17 protein-coding genes and 1 tRNA gene are annotated in these 18,330 nt (G+C 37.9%); 9 read left to right on the top strand and 9 right to left on the bottom strand.

What is annotated here, in order from left to right:
• The 8 genes from MKL38_RS14360 to MKL38_RS14320 form a co-directional block, all read right to left on the bottom strand.
• A partial coding sequence (locus tag MKL38_RS14360) for a biotin/lipoyl-binding protein (protein ID WP_270903586.1) occupies positions 1-809 on the bottom strand: 809 nt, incomplete at its 3' end.
• On the bottom strand, positions 806-2,944 hold the full coding sequence (locus tag MKL38_RS14355) for a type I secretion system permease/ATPase (RefSeq protein WP_270903585.1): 2,139 nt from the start codon (positions 2,942-2,944) through the stop codon (positions 806-808). The genes MKL38_RS14355 and MKL38_RS14360, both read right to left, overlap by 4 nt.
• Positions 2,941-4,407, bottom strand: a complete 1,467-nt coding sequence (locus tag MKL38_RS19255; RefSeq protein WP_155120865.1) for a TolC family protein — start codon at positions 4,405-4,407, stop codon at positions 2,941-2,943. Before MKL38_RS19255 ends, MKL38_RS14355 begins: the two co-directional genes overlap by 4 nt.
• A gap of 273 nt (positions 4,408-4,680) precedes the next feature.
• Positions 4,681-5,427, bottom strand: a complete 747-nt coding sequence (lptB, locus tag MKL38_RS14340; RefSeq protein WP_003650837.1) for an LPS export ABC transporter ATP-binding protein — start codon at positions 5,425-5,427, stop codon at positions 4,681-4,683.
• Entirely contained in the window at positions 5,427-5,975 is a 549-nt protein-coding gene (gene lptA / locus MKL38_RS14335) for a lipopolysaccharide transport periplasmic protein LptA (protein ID WP_005041776.1), read from the bottom strand. The genes lptB and lptA overlap by 1 nt, the downstream gene beginning before the upstream one ends.
• The gene (lptC, locus tag MKL38_RS14330) at positions 5,959-6,507 is read right to left on the bottom strand and encodes an LPS export ABC transporter periplasmic protein LptC (RefSeq protein WP_270903584.1); all 549 of its coding nucleotides are present in this window, start codon (positions 6,505-6,507) and stop codon (positions 5,959-5,961) included. The genes lptA and lptC overlap by 17 nt, the downstream gene beginning before the upstream one ends.
• 37 nt (positions 6,508-6,544) lie before the next feature.
• Positions 6,545-7,084 carry a KdsC family phosphatase gene (locus tag MKL38_RS14325; protein ID WP_003650830.1) on the bottom strand — a complete coding sequence of 180 codons (540 nt, stop codon included), beginning with the start codon at positions 7,082-7,084 and terminating at the stop codon, positions 6,545-6,547.
• Between the two features lie 3 nt (positions 7,085-7,087).
• Positions 7,088-8,065, bottom strand: a complete 978-nt coding sequence (locus tag MKL38_RS14320) for a KpsF/GutQ family sugar-phosphate isomerase (RefSeq protein WP_005047987.1) — start codon at positions 8,063-8,065, stop codon at positions 7,088-7,090.
• Between the two features lie 214 nt (positions 8,066-8,279).
• Here MKL38_RS14320 and cysS point away from each other — a divergent pair, with 214 nt between their 5' ends.
• From cysS to MKL38_RS14275, 9 genes are all read left to right on the top strand, one after another.
• Entirely contained in the window at positions 8,280-9,701 is a 1,422-nt protein-coding gene (gene cysS / locus MKL38_RS14315; RefSeq protein ID WP_270903583.1) for a cysteine--tRNA ligase, read from the top strand.
• Between the two features lie 63 nt (positions 9,702-9,764).
• A tRNA-Gly gene (locus MKL38_RS14310) sits at positions 9,765-9,840 on the top strand.
• A 215-nt stretch (positions 9,841-10,055) separates the two neighbouring features.
• A complete protein-coding gene (locus tag MKL38_RS14305; RefSeq protein WP_270903582.1) occupies positions 10,056-11,069 on the top strand; it encodes a tyrosine-type recombinase/integrase in 1,014 nt (337 codons plus the stop codon).
• Positions 11,070-11,183: 114 nt separating this feature from the next.
• Positions 11,184-11,912 carry a hypothetical protein gene (locus MKL38_RS14300; RefSeq protein ID WP_262094488.1) on the top strand — a complete coding sequence of 243 codons (729 nt, stop codon included), beginning with the start codon at positions 11,184-11,186 and terminating at the stop codon, positions 11,910-11,912.
• A 29-nt stretch (positions 11,913-11,941) separates the two neighbouring features.
• On the top strand, positions 11,942-13,024 hold the full coding sequence (locus tag MKL38_RS14295; RefSeq protein ID WP_270903581.1) for a hypothetical protein: 1,083 nt from the start codon (positions 11,942-11,944) through the stop codon (positions 13,022-13,024).
• Between the two features lie 39 nt (positions 13,025-13,063).
• Entirely contained in the window at positions 13,064-13,699 is a 636-nt protein-coding gene (locus MKL38_RS14290) for an SOS response-associated peptidase family protein (protein WP_270903580.1), read from the top strand.
• Between the two features lie 145 nt (positions 13,700-13,844).
• Positions 13,845-14,345: a LexA family protein gene (locus tag MKL38_RS14285; protein ID WP_270903579.1), complete on the top strand. Its 501-nt coding sequence runs from the start codon at positions 13,845-13,847 to the stop codon at positions 14,343-14,345.
• Positions 14,342-15,640 (top strand): Y-family DNA polymerase, encoded by a 1,299-nt coding sequence (locus MKL38_RS14280; protein ID WP_270903578.1) that lies wholly within the window; start codon positions 14,342-14,344, stop codon positions 15,638-15,640. Before MKL38_RS14285 ends, MKL38_RS14280 begins: the two co-directional genes overlap by 4 nt.
• Positions 15,641-16,369: 729 nt before the next feature.
• Positions 16,370-17,548, top strand: a complete 1,179-nt coding sequence (locus MKL38_RS14275; RefSeq protein ID WP_270903577.1) for a DUF3800 domain-containing protein — start codon at positions 16,370-16,372, stop codon at positions 17,546-17,548.
• A gap of 29 nt (positions 17,549-17,577) precedes the next feature.
• Here the strand turns inward: MKL38_RS14275 and MKL38_RS14270 are convergent, their stop codons facing one another.
• On the bottom strand, positions 17,578-18,123 hold the full coding sequence (locus tag MKL38_RS14270) for a glycoside hydrolase family 108 protein (protein ID WP_270903576.1): 546 nt from the start codon (positions 18,121-18,123) through the stop codon (positions 17,578-17,580).
• Positions 18,124-18,330: the final 207 nt, after the last annotated feature.

Here is an 18,330-nt window from a genome sequence, read left to right as displayed (position 1 = left end):
CCGTTTTGCGGAATAACACCGCCATGGGTAGTGACTGCAATTTCTTTTATGACACCACGTACTGGTGCTTTAAACACTGCACGATCTAAACTGTCACTACGACCCAGTACGACTTGTTGCTGCGTTTCAATATCAGTATTGGCTTTCGATAACTCTTCACGAGCCTGCACAAAATACTGGTTCTGCACATCATTCATTTTATTTTGCAAATCATTTGCTTCACGACGTAAACGTAAAACTTCAACCTCACTTGCCGCACCTTTAGCAACTAAAGGCTCCGTCATTGCCAGTTCTTGTTGTACCAGTTGCAAAGCCTGTCTAAAGCCTGCAAGTGTTTGTTCGAGATTAGCTCTGCGGGACGCATATAGCGCTGTTTCTTCATGTACAAGTTTTGGTTCTTTTAGCACAATTTCAGGAAAAGCTAATGGAGTACCATTCACCTCTGCACGTAAGCGTGCTGAAGTTGCCTGAGCGGAGATCAGTAAAGATCTTGATTCACCGACATTCGATGCCAAACGGGTTGGATCTAATTGCGCAAGAATTTCGCCTTTTTGAACAATGTCGCCTTCTTGTACATTTAGCTTGGTTAAAATACCACCTTCTAAGGACTGGATGACCTGTTCCTTAGACGATGGAACTACTTTACCCGTGCCGGTAGAGACTTCTTCAAGTTTAAATACCCATGCCCAGATAAAGAAAATAACTAAGCCAATCCCCACAATCCAGATCACTAAACTGGCACGTGGTAACGGTGGCTCACTATAAGAGACATTCATTGAACGGGTGAGTTCTTGTTTTGGTTCGCTCATGAATTATCCCCTTGCACTTGTTTTTGTTGGGCTGTTGATTGATTAAGGACCTGATCTCTTGGACCATCCATCACGATTTTGCCGTCGTTAACGACAATAATACGGTCCACCAGTTCTAAAACAGCGCGGCGGTGAGTCGCAACCACCAAGGTTCGATGGGCCAGCCAGCCTTTTAAATGATCAATCAGTTGTTTCTCTGCCACATCATCAATCGCTGCTGTCGGTTCATCCAGCAATAAAATGTTGGGTTGACGAATCAATAAACGAGCCAATAACAAGGCTTGTTTCTGACCACCCGAGAAACCAACCCCGCCCTCTAAAATCAGGTGATCGAGCCCTTCTTTTTTCTCTTGAACAAAAGGTAATGCACCCGTCACCACTAGAGCACGAAGAATATCTTCATCGGTTGCAAGCGGTGCGCCCAAAGTTAGGTTCTCACGAATCGTACCGTAGAAAAGATGTGCGTTCTGGTTAAGTAAACCCATATCACGACGTACATCAGATGGGTCAATTAAAGAAAGATCCAGACCATCTAAATGCACTGCGCCTTGAACAGGGACTTGCATGCCAGATAGAAGCTGAAGCAGTGTCGATTTACCAGCACCATTGCGCCCCAGAATTGCAATTTTTTCACCAGCACGAATTTTTAAATGGCGGATTGCTAAACTTGGTTTCGGGTCTTCTTCTCCATATTGGAACAAGACATTTTTTAATTCATAGTCGCCATTTAAAACTGCTTTATGTACCAGATGTGAACGCTCAGCCTGATCAATCGGGCGTTGCATGAGTTCATCCAGACTCTGTTTAGCCACTTTCGCCTGCTGTAAACGCCCCAATACACCCGTAATTTGCGCAATCGGCGCCAACATGCGTGAAGATAAAATTGAACAGGCAACTAAAGCACCCGTGGTCATTTCACCCTCCATCACTGCAAAACATCCTACCAAAACCACAATTGCATAGGTTAAGCCCTGAATCTTTTGGGTCCATGCCATTAAGGTACCGACAATTTTACGTTGTTTCATACCAATATCGGCTGAAACTTCATTCATGTGATTCCATTGGTTTTGGAAACGCGATTCGGCACGCAACAACTTGATATCTTCAATACCCTGCACCGCTTCAACCAGAATGGCATTCCGGATTGAAGATTCTCTCATGCCTTCTTGTGCCAATTGCGCTAACTTTTTCTGCACCAGAAGACCCGGCAAAATCATAAGCGGCACAACCAGCAACATCACCCAAAACAGCTTTCCGCCAATAATGGCAAAGATGGTCAGGAACAGGAAAAAGAATGGGAAATCGGCAATTGCACTAATGGTGGTAGAGGTCACCAGTTCACGAACACCTTCGAGCTCGCGAATCTGGGAAATAAAACTACCTGTAGACTTTGAACGATCTTTATTTTTGATTCTTAAGGCGTGACCAAATACACGGTCAGAAACAAGTAAATCTGCTCGTTTACCAATAATATCGGATAGATAAACTCGGGACACACGTAAGATAAACTCAAAAATAGCGGCAATCAGTACACCACCAGCCAGCACCCATAAGGTTGGAACAGACTGTGAAGGCACAACACGGTCATAGACTTGCATTGAGAAAACAATGGTTGCCAGTGCCAGCACATTGGCAATGAGTGAGGCAAACATAATATCAACGTAGCGCTTCCAGTCTCTTAGAACAATTGACCAGAACCAGCTTGCTTCATAGGGTTTGATATATTCATCAATACGCGCATCGGGAATAGAACTTTCAGGACGCAGGATATAGACATTCTTAATTGTATTTTTTAAGACATCTAAGCTTAAATTTTGAGAAAGTCCCTGATCCCCACTAAACTGGATACTGACATTACCTTGGGTATCGGCTTTATCAATAATGCCGACCTGTCCGTCATGAAACTCGACCATAACAGGTAGCCGCCACGGGTTCAGCAGCTCTAAAGAAAACGGTACTTTACGTAGGTTTAGCCCAACCTGACGTGTCATTAACTGTAAAACATCATCAAGGTTTTGATTCTGGTTCCAGTCAAGTTGTAAACGGATTCTTTCTTCTGAAGGCTCAATTCGATAATGTTTAGCAATCGTTAAGACCGCCTGTAACCAGGGCTGGTAGTTTATTTTTGTCATCATGGTTGTACTTCGAACCCCTGAATTGAAATATTATTTAAGTCATAAGCTTGGCGGGAACGTCCTGTTGCCGAGATGTATTGCACAATACTGTTATAAATGTCATAACGTGCCGTTTCGAGTTCTGAATTGGCACTATGAATGGCCTGCTCTGCATTCAGTAAATCGACCAATGAGCGTGTACCAAGTTTGTACTGCTCTTGATAAAGTTCACGTGTACGAACCGTAGTGGCTTGACGATTGGTCAGCACCTGCATTTGGCGTTGTTTATTTTCAATTTGCTCACGGCTGGTTCTGATCTGATCCAGAACATCCATATAGACTGAATTAACTTTAGACTTTGCTGCTTCTTCTGCATAACTTGCCATTTTGACCTGAGAAGAAACTGCCCCACCTTGATAAAACTGACTGGTGGCTTCAAGCATGACCGAGCTATATAAACCATCGTCTTCATCATTGTTTGGGTTTCTACCATTAATTGCCTGACTGACCGAGCCTTTTACTGCCAAAGTTGGATAACGTGTTAAACGGGTCTGTTCCTTTTGCGCTTTGGCTACTTCGATGCCCGCTTGTGCAGCGATCATTTTTGGGATGGTATTGAATTCAGGTTCACCATATAAATCGGACACTTTCACCAAATCATCTGAAATAATCCAACCTGTTCGTGAGACATCTCCACCTAGTAATGTTCTTAAATGTTGCTGGTACTGACGTAATAAAGATTGCTGTGCAATCAAACCAGACTGTGCAGCTTGTAAATAAGACTGAGCTTGGATGGGGTCAGCTTGGCTACTAATACCAGCATTTGCACGTAAATTGGCAATTTCCTGAATTCGCTGAATACCTGCAATTTGCTGCTCGGCAATTTTATTTAATTGGAGATAGCGCTGAATATTGATAATCGACTGAGCCACATCAAGCGCAATATCGTCAATGCTGACCAGCACATTGGCCTGCTCGACTTGGAGCTTGGCCTTCTCAACCGATACACCTGATTTGACTTTACCAAAATCATAAAGCATTTGAGTTGCGTTTAAAGTCAATAACTGCCGACCACGTTCACCACTACTCAAGTCACCTGTGGTAATACCACCAGAAATTTGAGGATAATAACCCGCCTTCGCAACATCAATACCCGCGTTTTGGCCAGCTAAAGTTGAAATGGCTTGGGAAATATCAGGATTACGCTGGATTGCGATTCTCACCGCTTCCTGCAGAGTCATTTTCCTTGATGGCAGATTTGAATAAGATGAAGCTGCTCTATCATTGAGTTGAACAGTCGGAAACTCCTGCACTCTAGAACGATCTAGCTTAAAATTACTCAAGTCTTGCATCTTGGCAACTTTAAATTCATCACTACTTTTAGGGGCAAAAAGTTGTGATAAGTTGTCTTTTAGGGTGTGATATTGCTCACTAGGTTTAGCAGCATATATCACTACTGGTACATGCAATGAAGTTAAAAGCATCAACCCTTTCAGGAAAGCCGGCTTTTTACATGTCCTTTCTACTTTTCTTTGGTTATATCCAATCATGCTTGTCTTGTTGATCTTGTTTGTTATCGTTTAAAAGCTTTTACATTCTACATAGTTTTTTGCATAAAGAAGTATAATTACTTGAATAATTTACACATTACTTTTTCATCAACTGAGCAATTTAAATTATTGTTTTTAATAAATAAATATAAAAAAACTAAAAAGAGGCATTGACCTCTTTTTAGACAAATAGATTAACCATTTTATTTAAACTGTAAAATCATCACCTAAGTAGACTTTACGGACTTGTTCATTATCCAGAATTTCTTGTGGTGTACCTTCGGCAATGACAGCCCCTTCACTGACAATATATGCACGTTCACAAATTGCCAGAGTTTCACGTACGTTATGGTCAGTAATAAGTACACCAATACCACGATCTTTCAAAGTCTGAATGATATCTTTAATATCACCAACCGAGATTGGGTCAACGCCAGCAAATGGCTCATCAAGTAACATAAATTTAGGATCAGCAGCCAATGCACGTGCAATTTCAGCACGGCGGCGTTCACCACCAGACACACTCATTCCCAATGAATCTTTAATATGACTAATTTTAAAATCATTTAATAATTCAGTAAGACGTTGTTGGCGCTGTTGCTTATTTAAGTCTTTGCGTGTTTCTAAAATGGACATAATATTTTCAGCAATGGTCAGCTTTCTAAAAATAGAAGCTTCTTGCGGAAGATATCCGATTCCTTTACGTGCCCGTTCATGCATTGCCAAATCGGACATATCAAGATCATCAAGGTGAATTTCACCTTTATCCATACGCACTAGCCCTACAACCATATAGAAGCTTGTTGTTTTTCCTGCACCGTTAGGGCCAAGCAAACCAACAATCTGTCCACTTTGCATACTAAAAGATACGTCTTTGACGACCCAACGCTTACTATAGTTTTTTCCTAAGTGCTTAATACACAAAGTTTGGGGTTGTTGAAGAGCTTGTTGCATTAGTCACGCGCTCCTGGAAAGCTTTTTGAACTTGATGGCGGAATAATAATTTGCACACGATTTGACGATGAGCCTTGAGCTTCAACATCACCTTTGTTCATACTATATTTCAATGAGTTACCACGAATACTAGAACCATCTTGATATAAATATGCACCACCAGTCAATGTAATAATGCCCGTATCTGCATTATAAACAATGGTCTGTCCTTCACCACGTGCCACACCCTTATCAGCACTTATTTGTTGCTGAAATTTAGACGGTCTACCCTTAGCAGTAATCGTTTGAATTTCACGTTTAGAGTTTAACGTAGCAACAATTGAGTCGGCTTGAAGCTTCATCGTGCCTTGCTCAATCACGACATTGCCGGTATAGGTCGTCAAACCGGTTTTTTCGTTATAAGTTGCACGGTCTGCCACGAGTGAAATTTGTTGACCACGGTCAGACGGTAACGCAAAAGTCGAAGCTGATGATAAAGCAACGAATGTAATTACCGCAGCTTGTTTTAGGAAAGCTGAAGAACGTTTTAAATTAAGACTTTGGTGCATACTTTCCTCGAACATTAAAAAATTCGTACTGACCGTTATTCAAATTGGCTTTTAATCCTTTGCTGACAAAGTCGGCTTGTGGAGAATGAACAATCACTTGATGATCAGTTTCAATTTCTCTGGTCTTTGGATATCCAGTTAATTCATCGGTTTTGAATTCAATTTTTCCCTGTGGAGCCAGTTTAGTGGCTACCACATCACCCGATAATATAACTTTACGGTTATCATCATAGCCATTTGCCTGTTTCGCAAAGAACGTTGCATCAACTTTGCCATCTTTATACATAGATGCATTAAGTTGATCCAACTTTGATGTTTTTTGTTGCATATCCTGTTCAAGCTGACGAACTTCAGCACGAATATACAAATTGCCTTGATCATCAGTTTGAGTCAAATGGACGCCCTGCGCCGAATATGTCATATTCTTCGCAGAACCAATGTCTAGTTTTTTTGCTTTGCCACTATAGTAGTAATAACCACCACTTATAGCAGCAATCACTACAGCAACAATAGATAAAACTCTGGTATCCATGAGCAGGAATAGCCTACCTTTTTAAGTAATCTTATTATTAATGCGGTACTGCAAGATATTTTTCAAGAAGTTCTTGGTAAATGCCTTTTGCGATCAGCAACATATCACAGACTTCTCGTACAGCACCACGTCCACCCATCGATTGGGTAACTAAATGCGCACGGCGACGCACTTCTTCATGCCCATTTGGCACAGTGACGCTCATTCCTGCGATTGCAAAAGCAGATAAATCAGGCCAGTCATCGCCCATATATAAGCAATCAGAAGGCAAAATATTAAACTGTGCACAAGCTTCACGTAGCGCAGAACCTTTGTCTTCACGCCCTTGAAAAACGAGATCTACGCCTAAATCAGACATACGTTTTTCAACGATATTACTTTTTCGGCCTGTAATAATGATGATTTTCATGCCCGCTTGCTGCGCAAGTTTCATACCTAAACCATCACGAATATCAAACGACTTAATCTCATCGCCACTATTCGTTAAAGTTACAAAACCATCACTCAAAATACCATCAACATCCAGAACCAATGCCTGTAAATGACGTGCTTGTTCTAACAATGCATAAGATGCCATTGATTAATTTACCCCTGCCTGAATAAGGTCATGCATACTAATTACACCAATCACTTTATTTTGGTCATCCACCACAACAAATTGACTAATTTTTTTCAGGTTAAGCTGTTGTAGAGCTTCTACCGCACGTGCTTCTTGAGAAATAGTTGACGGTTTTTTTGTCATTACTTCAGAAACAGGTAAATTTACGTCGAAACCTTGCTGTTTATCAATTAAACGACGTAAGTCACCGTCGGTGAAAATACCAAGCAAATGTTCTTGTTCATCTACAATGGTCGTCAAGCCTAAACGCTTATTAGAAATTTCGTAAAGCACTTGATTCATTGGTGTGTCTGGTGAAACTTTTGGCAATTCTTCGCCAGTGTGCATCAGGTGTTTTACATGTAAAAGTAAACGCTTACCCAAAGCTCCAGCAGGATGCGAGCGAGCAAAATCATCTGCAGTAAAACCACGAGCTTCAAGTAAAGCAACAGCCAGTGCATCACCCAATACTAAAGTCGCTGTCGTGCTCGATGTTGGAGCTAACCCTAATGGACACGCTTCGTCAGACTCACCTAAAGTTAAAGCGATGTCGGCATTTTGAGGCATTGGCCCTTTATCAGTACGGCTAATGGTAATAAGAGGTACACCAAGATGTTTGATGAGTGGCATCAACATCATGATTTCATCACTTTTTCCAGAATTGGAAATCGCAATTAAAACGTCACCACGAACCAACATACCCAAATCACCATGCCCAGCTTCGCCTGGATGCATAAAGAAAGATGGTGTACCGGTTGAGGCAAAAGTCGCAGCCATTTTACGGCCAATATGCCCTGACTTACCCATGCCAGTAATCACAACACGGCCTTTACACTGTAACAATATTTCACAAGCCTGATTAAAACTGTCATTAATTTGTGTTGCTAACACGTCTAAGGCTTGCTGCTCAATACGCAATGTTGCTAATGCGCTGCTTTGAAAATCTGTAGGATTGGGCATACGAGTTTGACTCAAAATAATTGATCTGATCTCTTATTTAAGATCGGTGATTTTAATCAAAAGATTTGGGGGCATTCTAACATAACTCAATCATTTACACGTTTTTAAATGTATAAGATTTCACAAGCTTATAAAATTCTTGTATAAAACTTTGTGAAAAATGATGCATCAGTTATGATGTAACACTGTTTTTGTTGAGTGTTTGAAAACCCTTATGCAACCGTTTGTTTTATATAACTCTGAGCAACGAAAAAAAGTTGAATTTGTACCTCGCAAAGAAGGTCACATCGATATGTACGTCTGCGGTATGACCGTTTACGATTACTGTCATATCGGGCATGCTCGAGTTATGGTTGCATTTGACTACATTATACGTTTCTTACGTAGTCAAGGCTGGAATGTTCGCTATATTCGCAACATTACCGACATTGACGACAAAATTATTAAACGTGCGAATGAAAATGGCGAAACCATTCAACAGCTCACCACTCGTTTCATTGATGCAATGAACGAAGATGCAGCCAATTTAGGCTGTGCTGCACCCGATGAAGCACCTAAAGCGACTGAATATATTGATCAGATGCAAAATATGATTGGCAATCTGGTCAATAAAGGTTCTGCTTACCCTGCTTCAAACGGCGATGTTTATTTTGAAGTTACCAAATTTGAAAAATATGGTCGTCTCTCTGGACGCAAGCTTGATGATATGCAAGCAGGCGCAAGTGAGCGTGTTGACGTAGAAGTTGAAAAGAAACATCCGTTTGACTTTGTGCTTTGGAAACATGCCAAAGAAAATGAACCATCGTGGGCGTCACCTTGGGGCAATGGTCGTCCGGGCTGGCACATTGAATGTTCTGCGATGTCGACTTGCTGCTTAGGTAATCACTTTGATATCCATGGTGGTGGTTCAGATTTAATGTTCCCACATCATGAAAATGAAATTGCTCAAAGTGAAGCGTCAACTGGTGAACAATATGTGAACTACTGGATGCATGTTGGTTTCATTAACGTTGATGGTGAAAAGATGTCTAAGTCTTTAGGCAACTTCTTTACGATTCGTGATGTGATGGAGAAATTCCACCCTGAAGTGATTCGCTACTTTATTGTGTCTTCGCACTATCGTAGTCCTGTGAACTTCTCTGATGTTGCATTGAAAGAAGCAAAAACTTCTTTAACTCGCTTCTATCATTCATTTAAAGCTTATCAACAAGTGTACGGTCAAACGACAACTGAAACGCTTGATCAAAACTTTATTGAACGCTTTAACAATGCAATGTGTGATGACTTCAACACTGCCGAAGCAATGGCTGTATTGTTTGAACTGAACAAAGAGTTAAACCGTGCTGTAAAAGAAGAGCAAGCTGACCAAGCGACTGTGCTTTATTCAACGTTACGTCACCTCACCAACATTTTAGGTTTGGTACAACACGATGTAGATGCTTTCTTAAAATCAGATATTGGACAAGAAGCTCTTGCTTTGTCTGATGCTGAAATTGAAGATTTTATTCAACAACGTGTTGATGCGAAAAAAGCAAAAGATTTTTCTAAAGCAGACGGCATTCGCCAGTCTTTACTCGACCAAGGTGTTGTATTAGAAGATACGCGTCAAGGTACAGTTTGGCGTCGTGCTGATTAAATGTTCAATTAAATCACAAGAGTGTTGACACTTTAGTGAAACACTCTATAATGTGCTCACATTGCGGGAATAGCTCAGTTGGTAGAGCATAACCTTGCCAAGGTTGGGGTCGCGAGTTCGAGTCTCGTTTCCCGCTCCAAGATTTTATGTATTAAAATCAATAGGCTGCATAACTTTAACGAGTTATGTGGCCTGTTTTTTATTGTCGATCGGTCAGCTTTGACTACTCAAAATAGTCAAAATTCGCATTAAAAAACGCTTTATATTTCCGTTGCGACACCAAAAAAGTGGATGTCTTTTAGGCTTTCGCGAATTTTGGTGTCGCGGCGACACCACGAAATTTGGAGTGTTATTATGCAAAAGCCGGTTAAGCGCGGAGACGCGTGGCGCATCACTGTCCGTTATTTAGGCAAACGTTATACAGCTACTCGAGATACTGCGAGTGAGTGTGAACAATGGGCCGCTAAAAAATTATTAGAATTACAATCTGAACAGGCTAATCCTGAGCCTGAAAAAATCCATATCTCCTTCTATGCCCTTTTTGAACAGTACTATCAAGAAGAAGGCAGAAAAATGAAGAGTGCCCGCTTAATTGTTCAAATGCTTAAATGCCTCAAGAAAAACTGGGGGAAATTAGCAGATGAATCAATTCACGATCTGACACCAGCATTAGTTAAACAATGGCGTGATAAACGTTTAAAGCAAGTTAAAGGTGCAACAGTCATTCGGGAAATGGCCATGTATAGTTCAGTTTTTGATTTTGCACGCAAAGAACTATTTCTAACTAAAGAAAATCCCTTCAAAGAAATATCAAAACCTACTGCTCCCCCTCCACGCAACCAGAGGATTTATCAGAACTATATAGATAAAGTTTTAGCTGGGCTTGATTATGAATGGGGAAAAGTACCTGTTCAGCCAAGACATCGAGTTGCATGGTCCTTTCTATTTGCGCTTGAAACAGCAATGCGTAAAGGTGAAATACTTAGTGTAGAGAAGCGATTAATATTTCCTGATTTCATTCGCCTATTAGATACTAAGAATGGTACTTCTCGTGATGTGCCATTAACTTCCAAGGCAAAAGAGTTACTTTCTTGGTTGCCTGACGATCCTAACGATGACCGCATGATTCCTCTTACCTCGAATGCATTTAGATTAATATGGCAACGTAACTTACGGAGAGTTGGCTTAGATGGTGTTATTACATTCCACGACTCACGCCATGAAGCTATCACCCGTTTTGTTCATGACTACCGTTTACCAGTAGAGATCCTAGCGAAAATTACTGGCCATAAAACGATTAGTGTTTTAGTGAATACTTATTACAATCCCACAGCTTCGGAAATTGCCAAAATGCTGACAGCTGCTTAGAATACTTGCCAGAATGAGGCATTTTCCATGTCTCATTCTTAAACTGATAGATAGTTTTAGTTGTCAAAACTTAATAACTAGACCAGAAATTTTATAAATAATTAATGATAGAAAATGTTTAAAGATATTTTAAGAAGATTTGCCTTTTTATTTGTATTTTTGCCAGCTTTGCCTGCAATATGGTATGGATGTCAATATGCTTTTTATTTAGGGCAAACAGAAGCAATTGGAGCCTCACTTGCAGAGGCAGGCTTAAGCAATTATGAAGTTACATTTTTCGGTTCTCTAACATTTACAGAGATTTTATTTGAAGCTTTTGATAAACTTAAAGTGGCCATATATAAATTATTATTAATTTTTATTAGAGTCATATCTTTTCTAATCTTAATGTTTATTTCATTATGGCTTGGGTATCATCCTTCTCGTCGGCATGAAATTAAAAGTTTTATTTATTTAAAATACTATAATTTAAAGTTTTATTACACTTATAATTATAAAACACCAAAGCCGATTAAGCTTTTAGAGTATTACTACTTTACTATTTTTGTTATTTTCCTACTTTCCATGGGTTTTGCTTTTATACACAATGCATATAAAAAAGGCGAAAAAAATATTAAAGAAAACTTATACCTGATTTATGCAAAGAAAGACTATTCATTCTCAGGAACTGTTACTGAAGGAGATAAAAAATATAAAGTATATAAAATAGTTTGTGGTAATTACAAATGTATTGGTTTAGATATTGATAACAATAGGAATACTACCTTCCTTCCAGAACAATACAAACAAAACTTTGATTATCAAAAATTTATAGAGAAATTTAAGGAAAAGAAGAATTCTTAGTGGAAGAAAATTCTTTAAAAGGTGAATAGGTGAATAACTCTAAAAGCGATATTAATAAATTTAGCAATCAAATTACTGAGAGCGTATATGCCCCAGAACTACCAAGTATAGCAGATATTCCTCTAAAATTTATCGATCTAGATCAACTTGATGAAATTGATTTATCTAGAAATCATATTGTACCTGCAATTTTCCATACTATTAATGAAACATTAGCAAATAGTGAAAACTTAATATCTTTCCTCAATAGCAATATAAAAAGTAAAAAATGGTTTATTGCTAGTGATTATGCTTTAGGAAATCCTGAAAAGAATAGTGAATTTATTACTTTTACATTGATTCCACAAAATTTTCCAATCAACTCATTAATGTCTGGAATAAACAAACTACAATATAGTGATATTAAAAAAACTAAATTTATTAATCCTGCTTTTTTAAAATTTATTAATTCTGGACTATTTTTCCATATTAGTATACAGCTTCCAAAAGAAAAAGATAATCTTATCCCTAATATAAGACACCATTTTCAGATTCTCCTAAAAAGTCTAGGCATGAGTTCTAACTCAGAAACAATAAAAAGTCAGGTAAAATTTTTTCAAGAAAAACTTTTTCGAGCAAATAAAAATGAGTTACTACTGATAATCGAAATTATTTCCTGTGTAATTTCTTCAATTAACTTACAACTCTTCAAGTCAATACCAGATCTCCAAGATATTTGTTGGTTCTCCGACCGAGACAATATTCTTACAACTCTAGGTCAAAAATCTAAAGAAAAACTTTCTCCTATGATTTTCCATATAGTTGATATTAGAAGTAAATATCTATTCCAAGCAGTTAAATTACCCTTCTCCAAAAACTATAAAGTTCAACTATCTTTTGGAAAACCAGAATTTCATGGAAAAATGTGGTATGACCCTCTTATAAGAATTCCTGACTATATTGCAGGCACACTAGCTGATAATGATCAAAAAAATATGACTGTAACAAAAGAGAAGTTTTCTGCTGTTATTAGAGAGGCTATTTCAGATTCAAAGTATCATTTTATTTTCAAGTTATCTTTACAACAAAACACCGCTACTGCAATAGAAACTCAATACAAGAAAGTCGAATAAATTTTAACCTATTATTAAATACTCATTTTGAGGTTACTTATGTGCGCAAACTATGAACCGATATTAAAAGACCGAGTACATCTACTAGATCTATTCGAACCAACGTTCGACTATAAGACCGATATTTATCCTGGTTACGACTGCCCTCTTATATTTTCTAAAGATGTCCATATAGAATGGCGGCAAGTTAAGTTTGGTATGATTCCACCTTGGAACCATGATTTAAAGTTCTCAAAGTATACATATAACGCTAGAACTGAGACAGTTGATAAAAAGCCGAGCTTCCGACATGCATGGGCTAAAAGCCAGTTTGCTTTAATACCTGTAGAAAAGATCTATGAACCCAGATATGTGAATGGTAAAGCGGAAAGATGGGGAATTTATCGAGAGGATGGCTTGCCATTCACAGTGGCAGCAATTTATGATTCAACGGTGATTGATGGCCAACAAGTTAGATCAATGTCGATGCTGACCATTAATGCAGATGACCACCCTTTCATGAGCCAGTTCCATAAACCTGAAGATGAGAAACGATCAATTATCGTTATTCCTGAAGAATATCGGGAAGCATGGTTGAATTGCAAAAAAGAGGATGCTGATCAATTTTTCTTTGATCTGCCTTTAGGTGAATTTAAAGCTGACTATTTCCCAAAACCAAGTAAATCTGCTAATTAAACGTGTAGAATTTCCGACCAAATGCACTTTTGACAACGTCAGCTTTTGACTTCTATTTGTTTATCATCATTTTTTTTAATTTGTATTTAAACTTGGCTCTAGCATATCATTTGAATTTGTAACAAATTCAAGTTAGGGGAATACTATGAGCGATATTGTACCGTCCATTATCGAGATAAAACCATATCTCAATCAATCTATTGTTTTATCAGATGTTATCTCAATTAAGCTTGTTGTCCCTTCCTCTCATATTCTTGTTCCTTACGCGTTAGAAAAGATTTCCGCAGGATTCCCTTCACCGGCCCAAGATTACATAGATAAAGTGCTCGATATGAACGAGCACTTAATAAAGAATGAAACTGCAACTTTCATTGTCAAAGTTGCATCTTTATCTATGTTGAATGCAGGAATCGAAATTGATGACGAATTAATTGTCGATCGCAGCTTAGATGCTAAACATGGCGATATCGTAGTTGCTTTAATTGATAATGATTTCACAGTAAAGCGTTTAATGATTGATGAGTCTGGCCAGTGGCTTAAAGCTGAAAATCCCGATTATAAAAATATTTATCTCTTAGATGGCCAAGAATTGATTATCTGGGGTGTTGTTACCCATATCATTAAAATGACAAGAAAAAGATCATGAAACATGAAAACAAAGTCTTTTTCTTGATTGACGTTAATAACATGTATGTCTCATGTGAAAGAGTCTTTAATCCAAGTTTGAATGATCAACCTGTCATCGTTCTATCTAATAATGATGGCTGCGCTGTTGCCCGCAGTAATGAATCAAAAGCCTTAGGCATTAAAATGGGCGTTCCCCTATTCCAGATCAAAGATATTGTTCAGCAAAACAAAGTAATCGTACTTTCTAGCAACTATGCAATGTACGCAGAAATGTCTAGACGTTTTCATAAGATTCTGAGCTCTTATGTAACTGCAGAAGAAGTTGAACCATACTCAATTGATGAGTGTTTCGTTGATTTCACTGCATATGAGAGAAACTTTGATTTAGAAAAAGTTGGTCAGCAAATGCGTCAACAAATTTGGAAGTGGTTAGGTCTTCCAGTCTGTGTAGGTATCGGCAGGAGTAAAACAGAATCAAAGATCGCAAATCATATCGCTAAAAAGAACCTCGGGTTTAATAGTGTATGCGATCTTGTAAGCATGGATCCGTGCAACAAAGAATACTACTTTGCTCAAATAGACGTTTCCGAAGTTTGGGGAGTGGGCCGAAAGCATTCAAAAAAGCTTCAATCTATCGGAATTAACACAGTTTTAGATCTTGCTTGTGCTGAGCCGCGCGAGATGCAAAAGAAGTTTTCAATTGTGATGGCAAGAACCATTTATGAATTGCAGGGCATCTCTTGCATCGAGATTGAACATACACCTCCTTCAAAAAAGCAGATTGTTGCCTCTAGGTCTTTCGGTGGTCGTGTAACTGAACTAACGGATCTAAAAGAAGCTATCTCAATGTATGCTCAAGATGCATGTAAAAGACTTCGTGATGAAGGGCTTTTATGCGGATGTATGATTGCTTTTGTTCAGTCAAATCCATTTGATCCAAGTATGCCATTTTACAATAAATCGGTTACGGGTTCTTTCTCTGAACCTACTGATTGCGCATTAGACTTTGCAAAAGCTGCGACAAGGATGTTGAACGACATATATAAAGAAGGAATTAAATATAAGAAATGTGGTGTTGTGCTGACCTGTCTAGAACCAAAGTCTGGCCATACTTATGATCTCTTAACAGACTTTGAGCACATAGAGAAAAAGGAATGTTTAATGAAAGCTATGGATGGTATTCATAGCAAGTTTGGAAAGAAAAAAATTAGTGTCGGACCTTGTTTTATACCCAATCGGAACTGGTCTATGTCTCGGAATAAATTGAGCAGAAATCCTTTTAAATTTGATGAGTTACTAACTATAAAAGATTAAAATAAATATCGCAATGTACGACAGACTCTTAAAAATATTAATTCATTAATAGAGCCACTTAATCTTATCACCGAAAAATTACATGATCTATATCATGAGGCTTATCAAGATAAGGATGTAAGTAATCCAAAACTTCAAAAATTAATTGATTTATTAGGCGGATATTTATGCAATATGCTTTTTCTTAGATACAATATGAATTATTTAATTGACCTATTGCAAAAAAATAATTCAAATTTAAAAATTCATTATGAAATAGAGTTCAAGGATGCTATTCACCAACAGTTACATGAAATGGATAAATTAGATCATTACTCTTTTTTAATGAATCAATCAGAATAGTTTTTAAAAATGAGAATAATTTTGCTCAAATTCAATTATTTCTGCCAATGTTGAGCAAATTTTCTCAATTAAACCATTAGTTGATACTAAGAATAAACTTTAAATGACTAACGGATGAACAATTAACACAAACTCTTATTCCTAAATGTTTTGTACCACCTACTCCCACCTGAACATGAAGGCAAGAATATGGTTTATATTTTTGATTGCGAGGATAAGTTTGTGTTGACCTATGATGAGTTAGTTGAAATGATTAGCAAAGCAAGAAAGGCTGGACCTTGATTAATACCAGTACTTGGGTCTCTAAATTAACTTTCTTGACTTTATTACTACATATATTTCACATCAAAAAACATGATGTATTCATAAATTATGGGAGAAATTCAAGTGGAATCGAATCAGTCCAAGAATTCAAAAAAAGAACGGTTAGTAGTACTTGATGCTATTCAACTTCGGGCTGGTGGAATTCTTAATATTTTTGGACTTCCAGTATATGGTGCCGATGAAGAGTACATTTTTTATTACGATGAAACAAATAATATTCGTAAGCTTCATTTAACTGAATATGGGGCAAATGCGGATCTGAAGAATTTTGTCTTAGGGGGGATTGTTTATCACGCAAATAAGACTCTCGGAGACACTGATAGTCTTATTAAATCCTTGGTTCTACAAAAGTCCGCCAAAGAAATAAAATTTAATCAACTGGCAACTGGCGAATTTTTGGGTGTTTTGAATTCGCAAAGAATTCGAACACTTTTAAAATGGTTAATTGACAATGATATTTATATTCACTATACAAACTTTAATATTTTGTATTGGTCTATTGTGGATATTGTGGACTCCCTTTGGTCTGACCCAATCCTCAAACAATATATTGCATATCAAGCGGAAATAAAAAATGAATTATTTCGATTATGTAACATAGACTTAAGTGGTTTGCTAGGTATTTTAAAAAAATATAACTACCCTAATATTCAAAGAGATCTGGGCTATAATTTTATGACTGAACTTGCAGATCATTTTACATTATTAAGTTCTCAACCAATGTCTGATATTACGGAGCTTGTTATTACTTTGCTGCAATATGGAGCAAACATTAAAGAGCTAGACTTTCTTGTTGATAACGAGGATGACGTTCTAATTGATAGTTTTAAGGATCAATACCTACGACCAATATACATGTTCCCAAATAGTGTCCATATATTTGATGAAGAGGATACCATACAGAAAGAACTTGAATTTTATAGGATTAAATACAAAGAGCGGTTTGTAGATTATAAATTTCTGAAATCCGTTGATTCAATTGAAATTCAATTGTCGGACGCTATTTGCGGCCTATTAGGAAGTTATTTTAACTTCCTTGAAGAACATTCAATGAGTGAATTGCTAAAGTTCAAAGATGTCCTAAATCCAAGGCAAATTCAAACCCTAGATCTATTGAGAGAACTGATAGAAAAGTCAGAGAATATATCGAATGGTTTTTGCCATAGAACAGCACCTTGGGATAGTGATGCTAAAAATGCCACTTTTTTATTTGGTATCACCCCTCCAAATCGTTTAACTTGAAGATAGATGCCCTCTGGTGAGGGCTTCTCTCACACATCTACTCGAGTCAAAACCCAGCCATAAAAGTACTTTTCCTGACTTGGATTGCGTTCCGCAATTTCAATGTAGCGATTGCCTTGCAGGATATTGAGTACGCGCAATAACACGGTCTCACCGTCTTTGCCACGCTTAGCCAAATAAGTTTTTAAAGCTGATAAGGTTGCTGGACCAAATATGCCATCTACAGCTAAATCAGACCAACCCTCTTTGCCTTGGTTGTTCAGCAAATTGAGTGCTCGCTGTAAAAGCGGTTTAGCAAAAGCAACACCACAATTCACGCCTGTATCCAACAACTCTTCGGCTACTTTTGAGTTGATGATGTTTACTTGGTCGAAGCGAGGCGAAGTCCAGTATTGTTTTTTATAAATGGCCTTAGCAACATCAACAGGTAAATCCTTCATCTGAGCTTTATAGCCATTTGCTCGGGCTACAGCTTCAGTAATACCGTATTTGGTCGCACCACCACGGTCAGTCGGATCATTCACGTAACCACCTTCACGCTTAATCAAATCATCAAGATATTGTTCAATGTTCATTTCAGTTTCCTTTAGACGAAAAAAAACCCGCATATGCGGGTTAGGTTTAAATATTCTTAACTAGTTAAATTGATACTCAATTTGGCAGAGGTTTATCCTTAAATTTCTTATGCCACTTTACAACTATAAATATACTTGCAATCAGATAAATAATCGCAATTAAAGTTTTGGAAGAAATAAAAAATAATAATGCTCCAATTGATAACA

The sequence above is a fragment of the Acinetobacter sp. AOR14_HL genome, assembly GCF_027855175.1.
GTDB classification, from domain to species: Bacteria; Pseudomonadota; Gammaproteobacteria; order Pseudomonadales; family Moraxellaceae; genus Acinetobacter; species Acinetobacter calcoaceticus.
The sequence above is the reverse complement of the archived record's forward strand: the minus strand, read 5'-3'. Positions and strand labels throughout refer to the sequence as shown.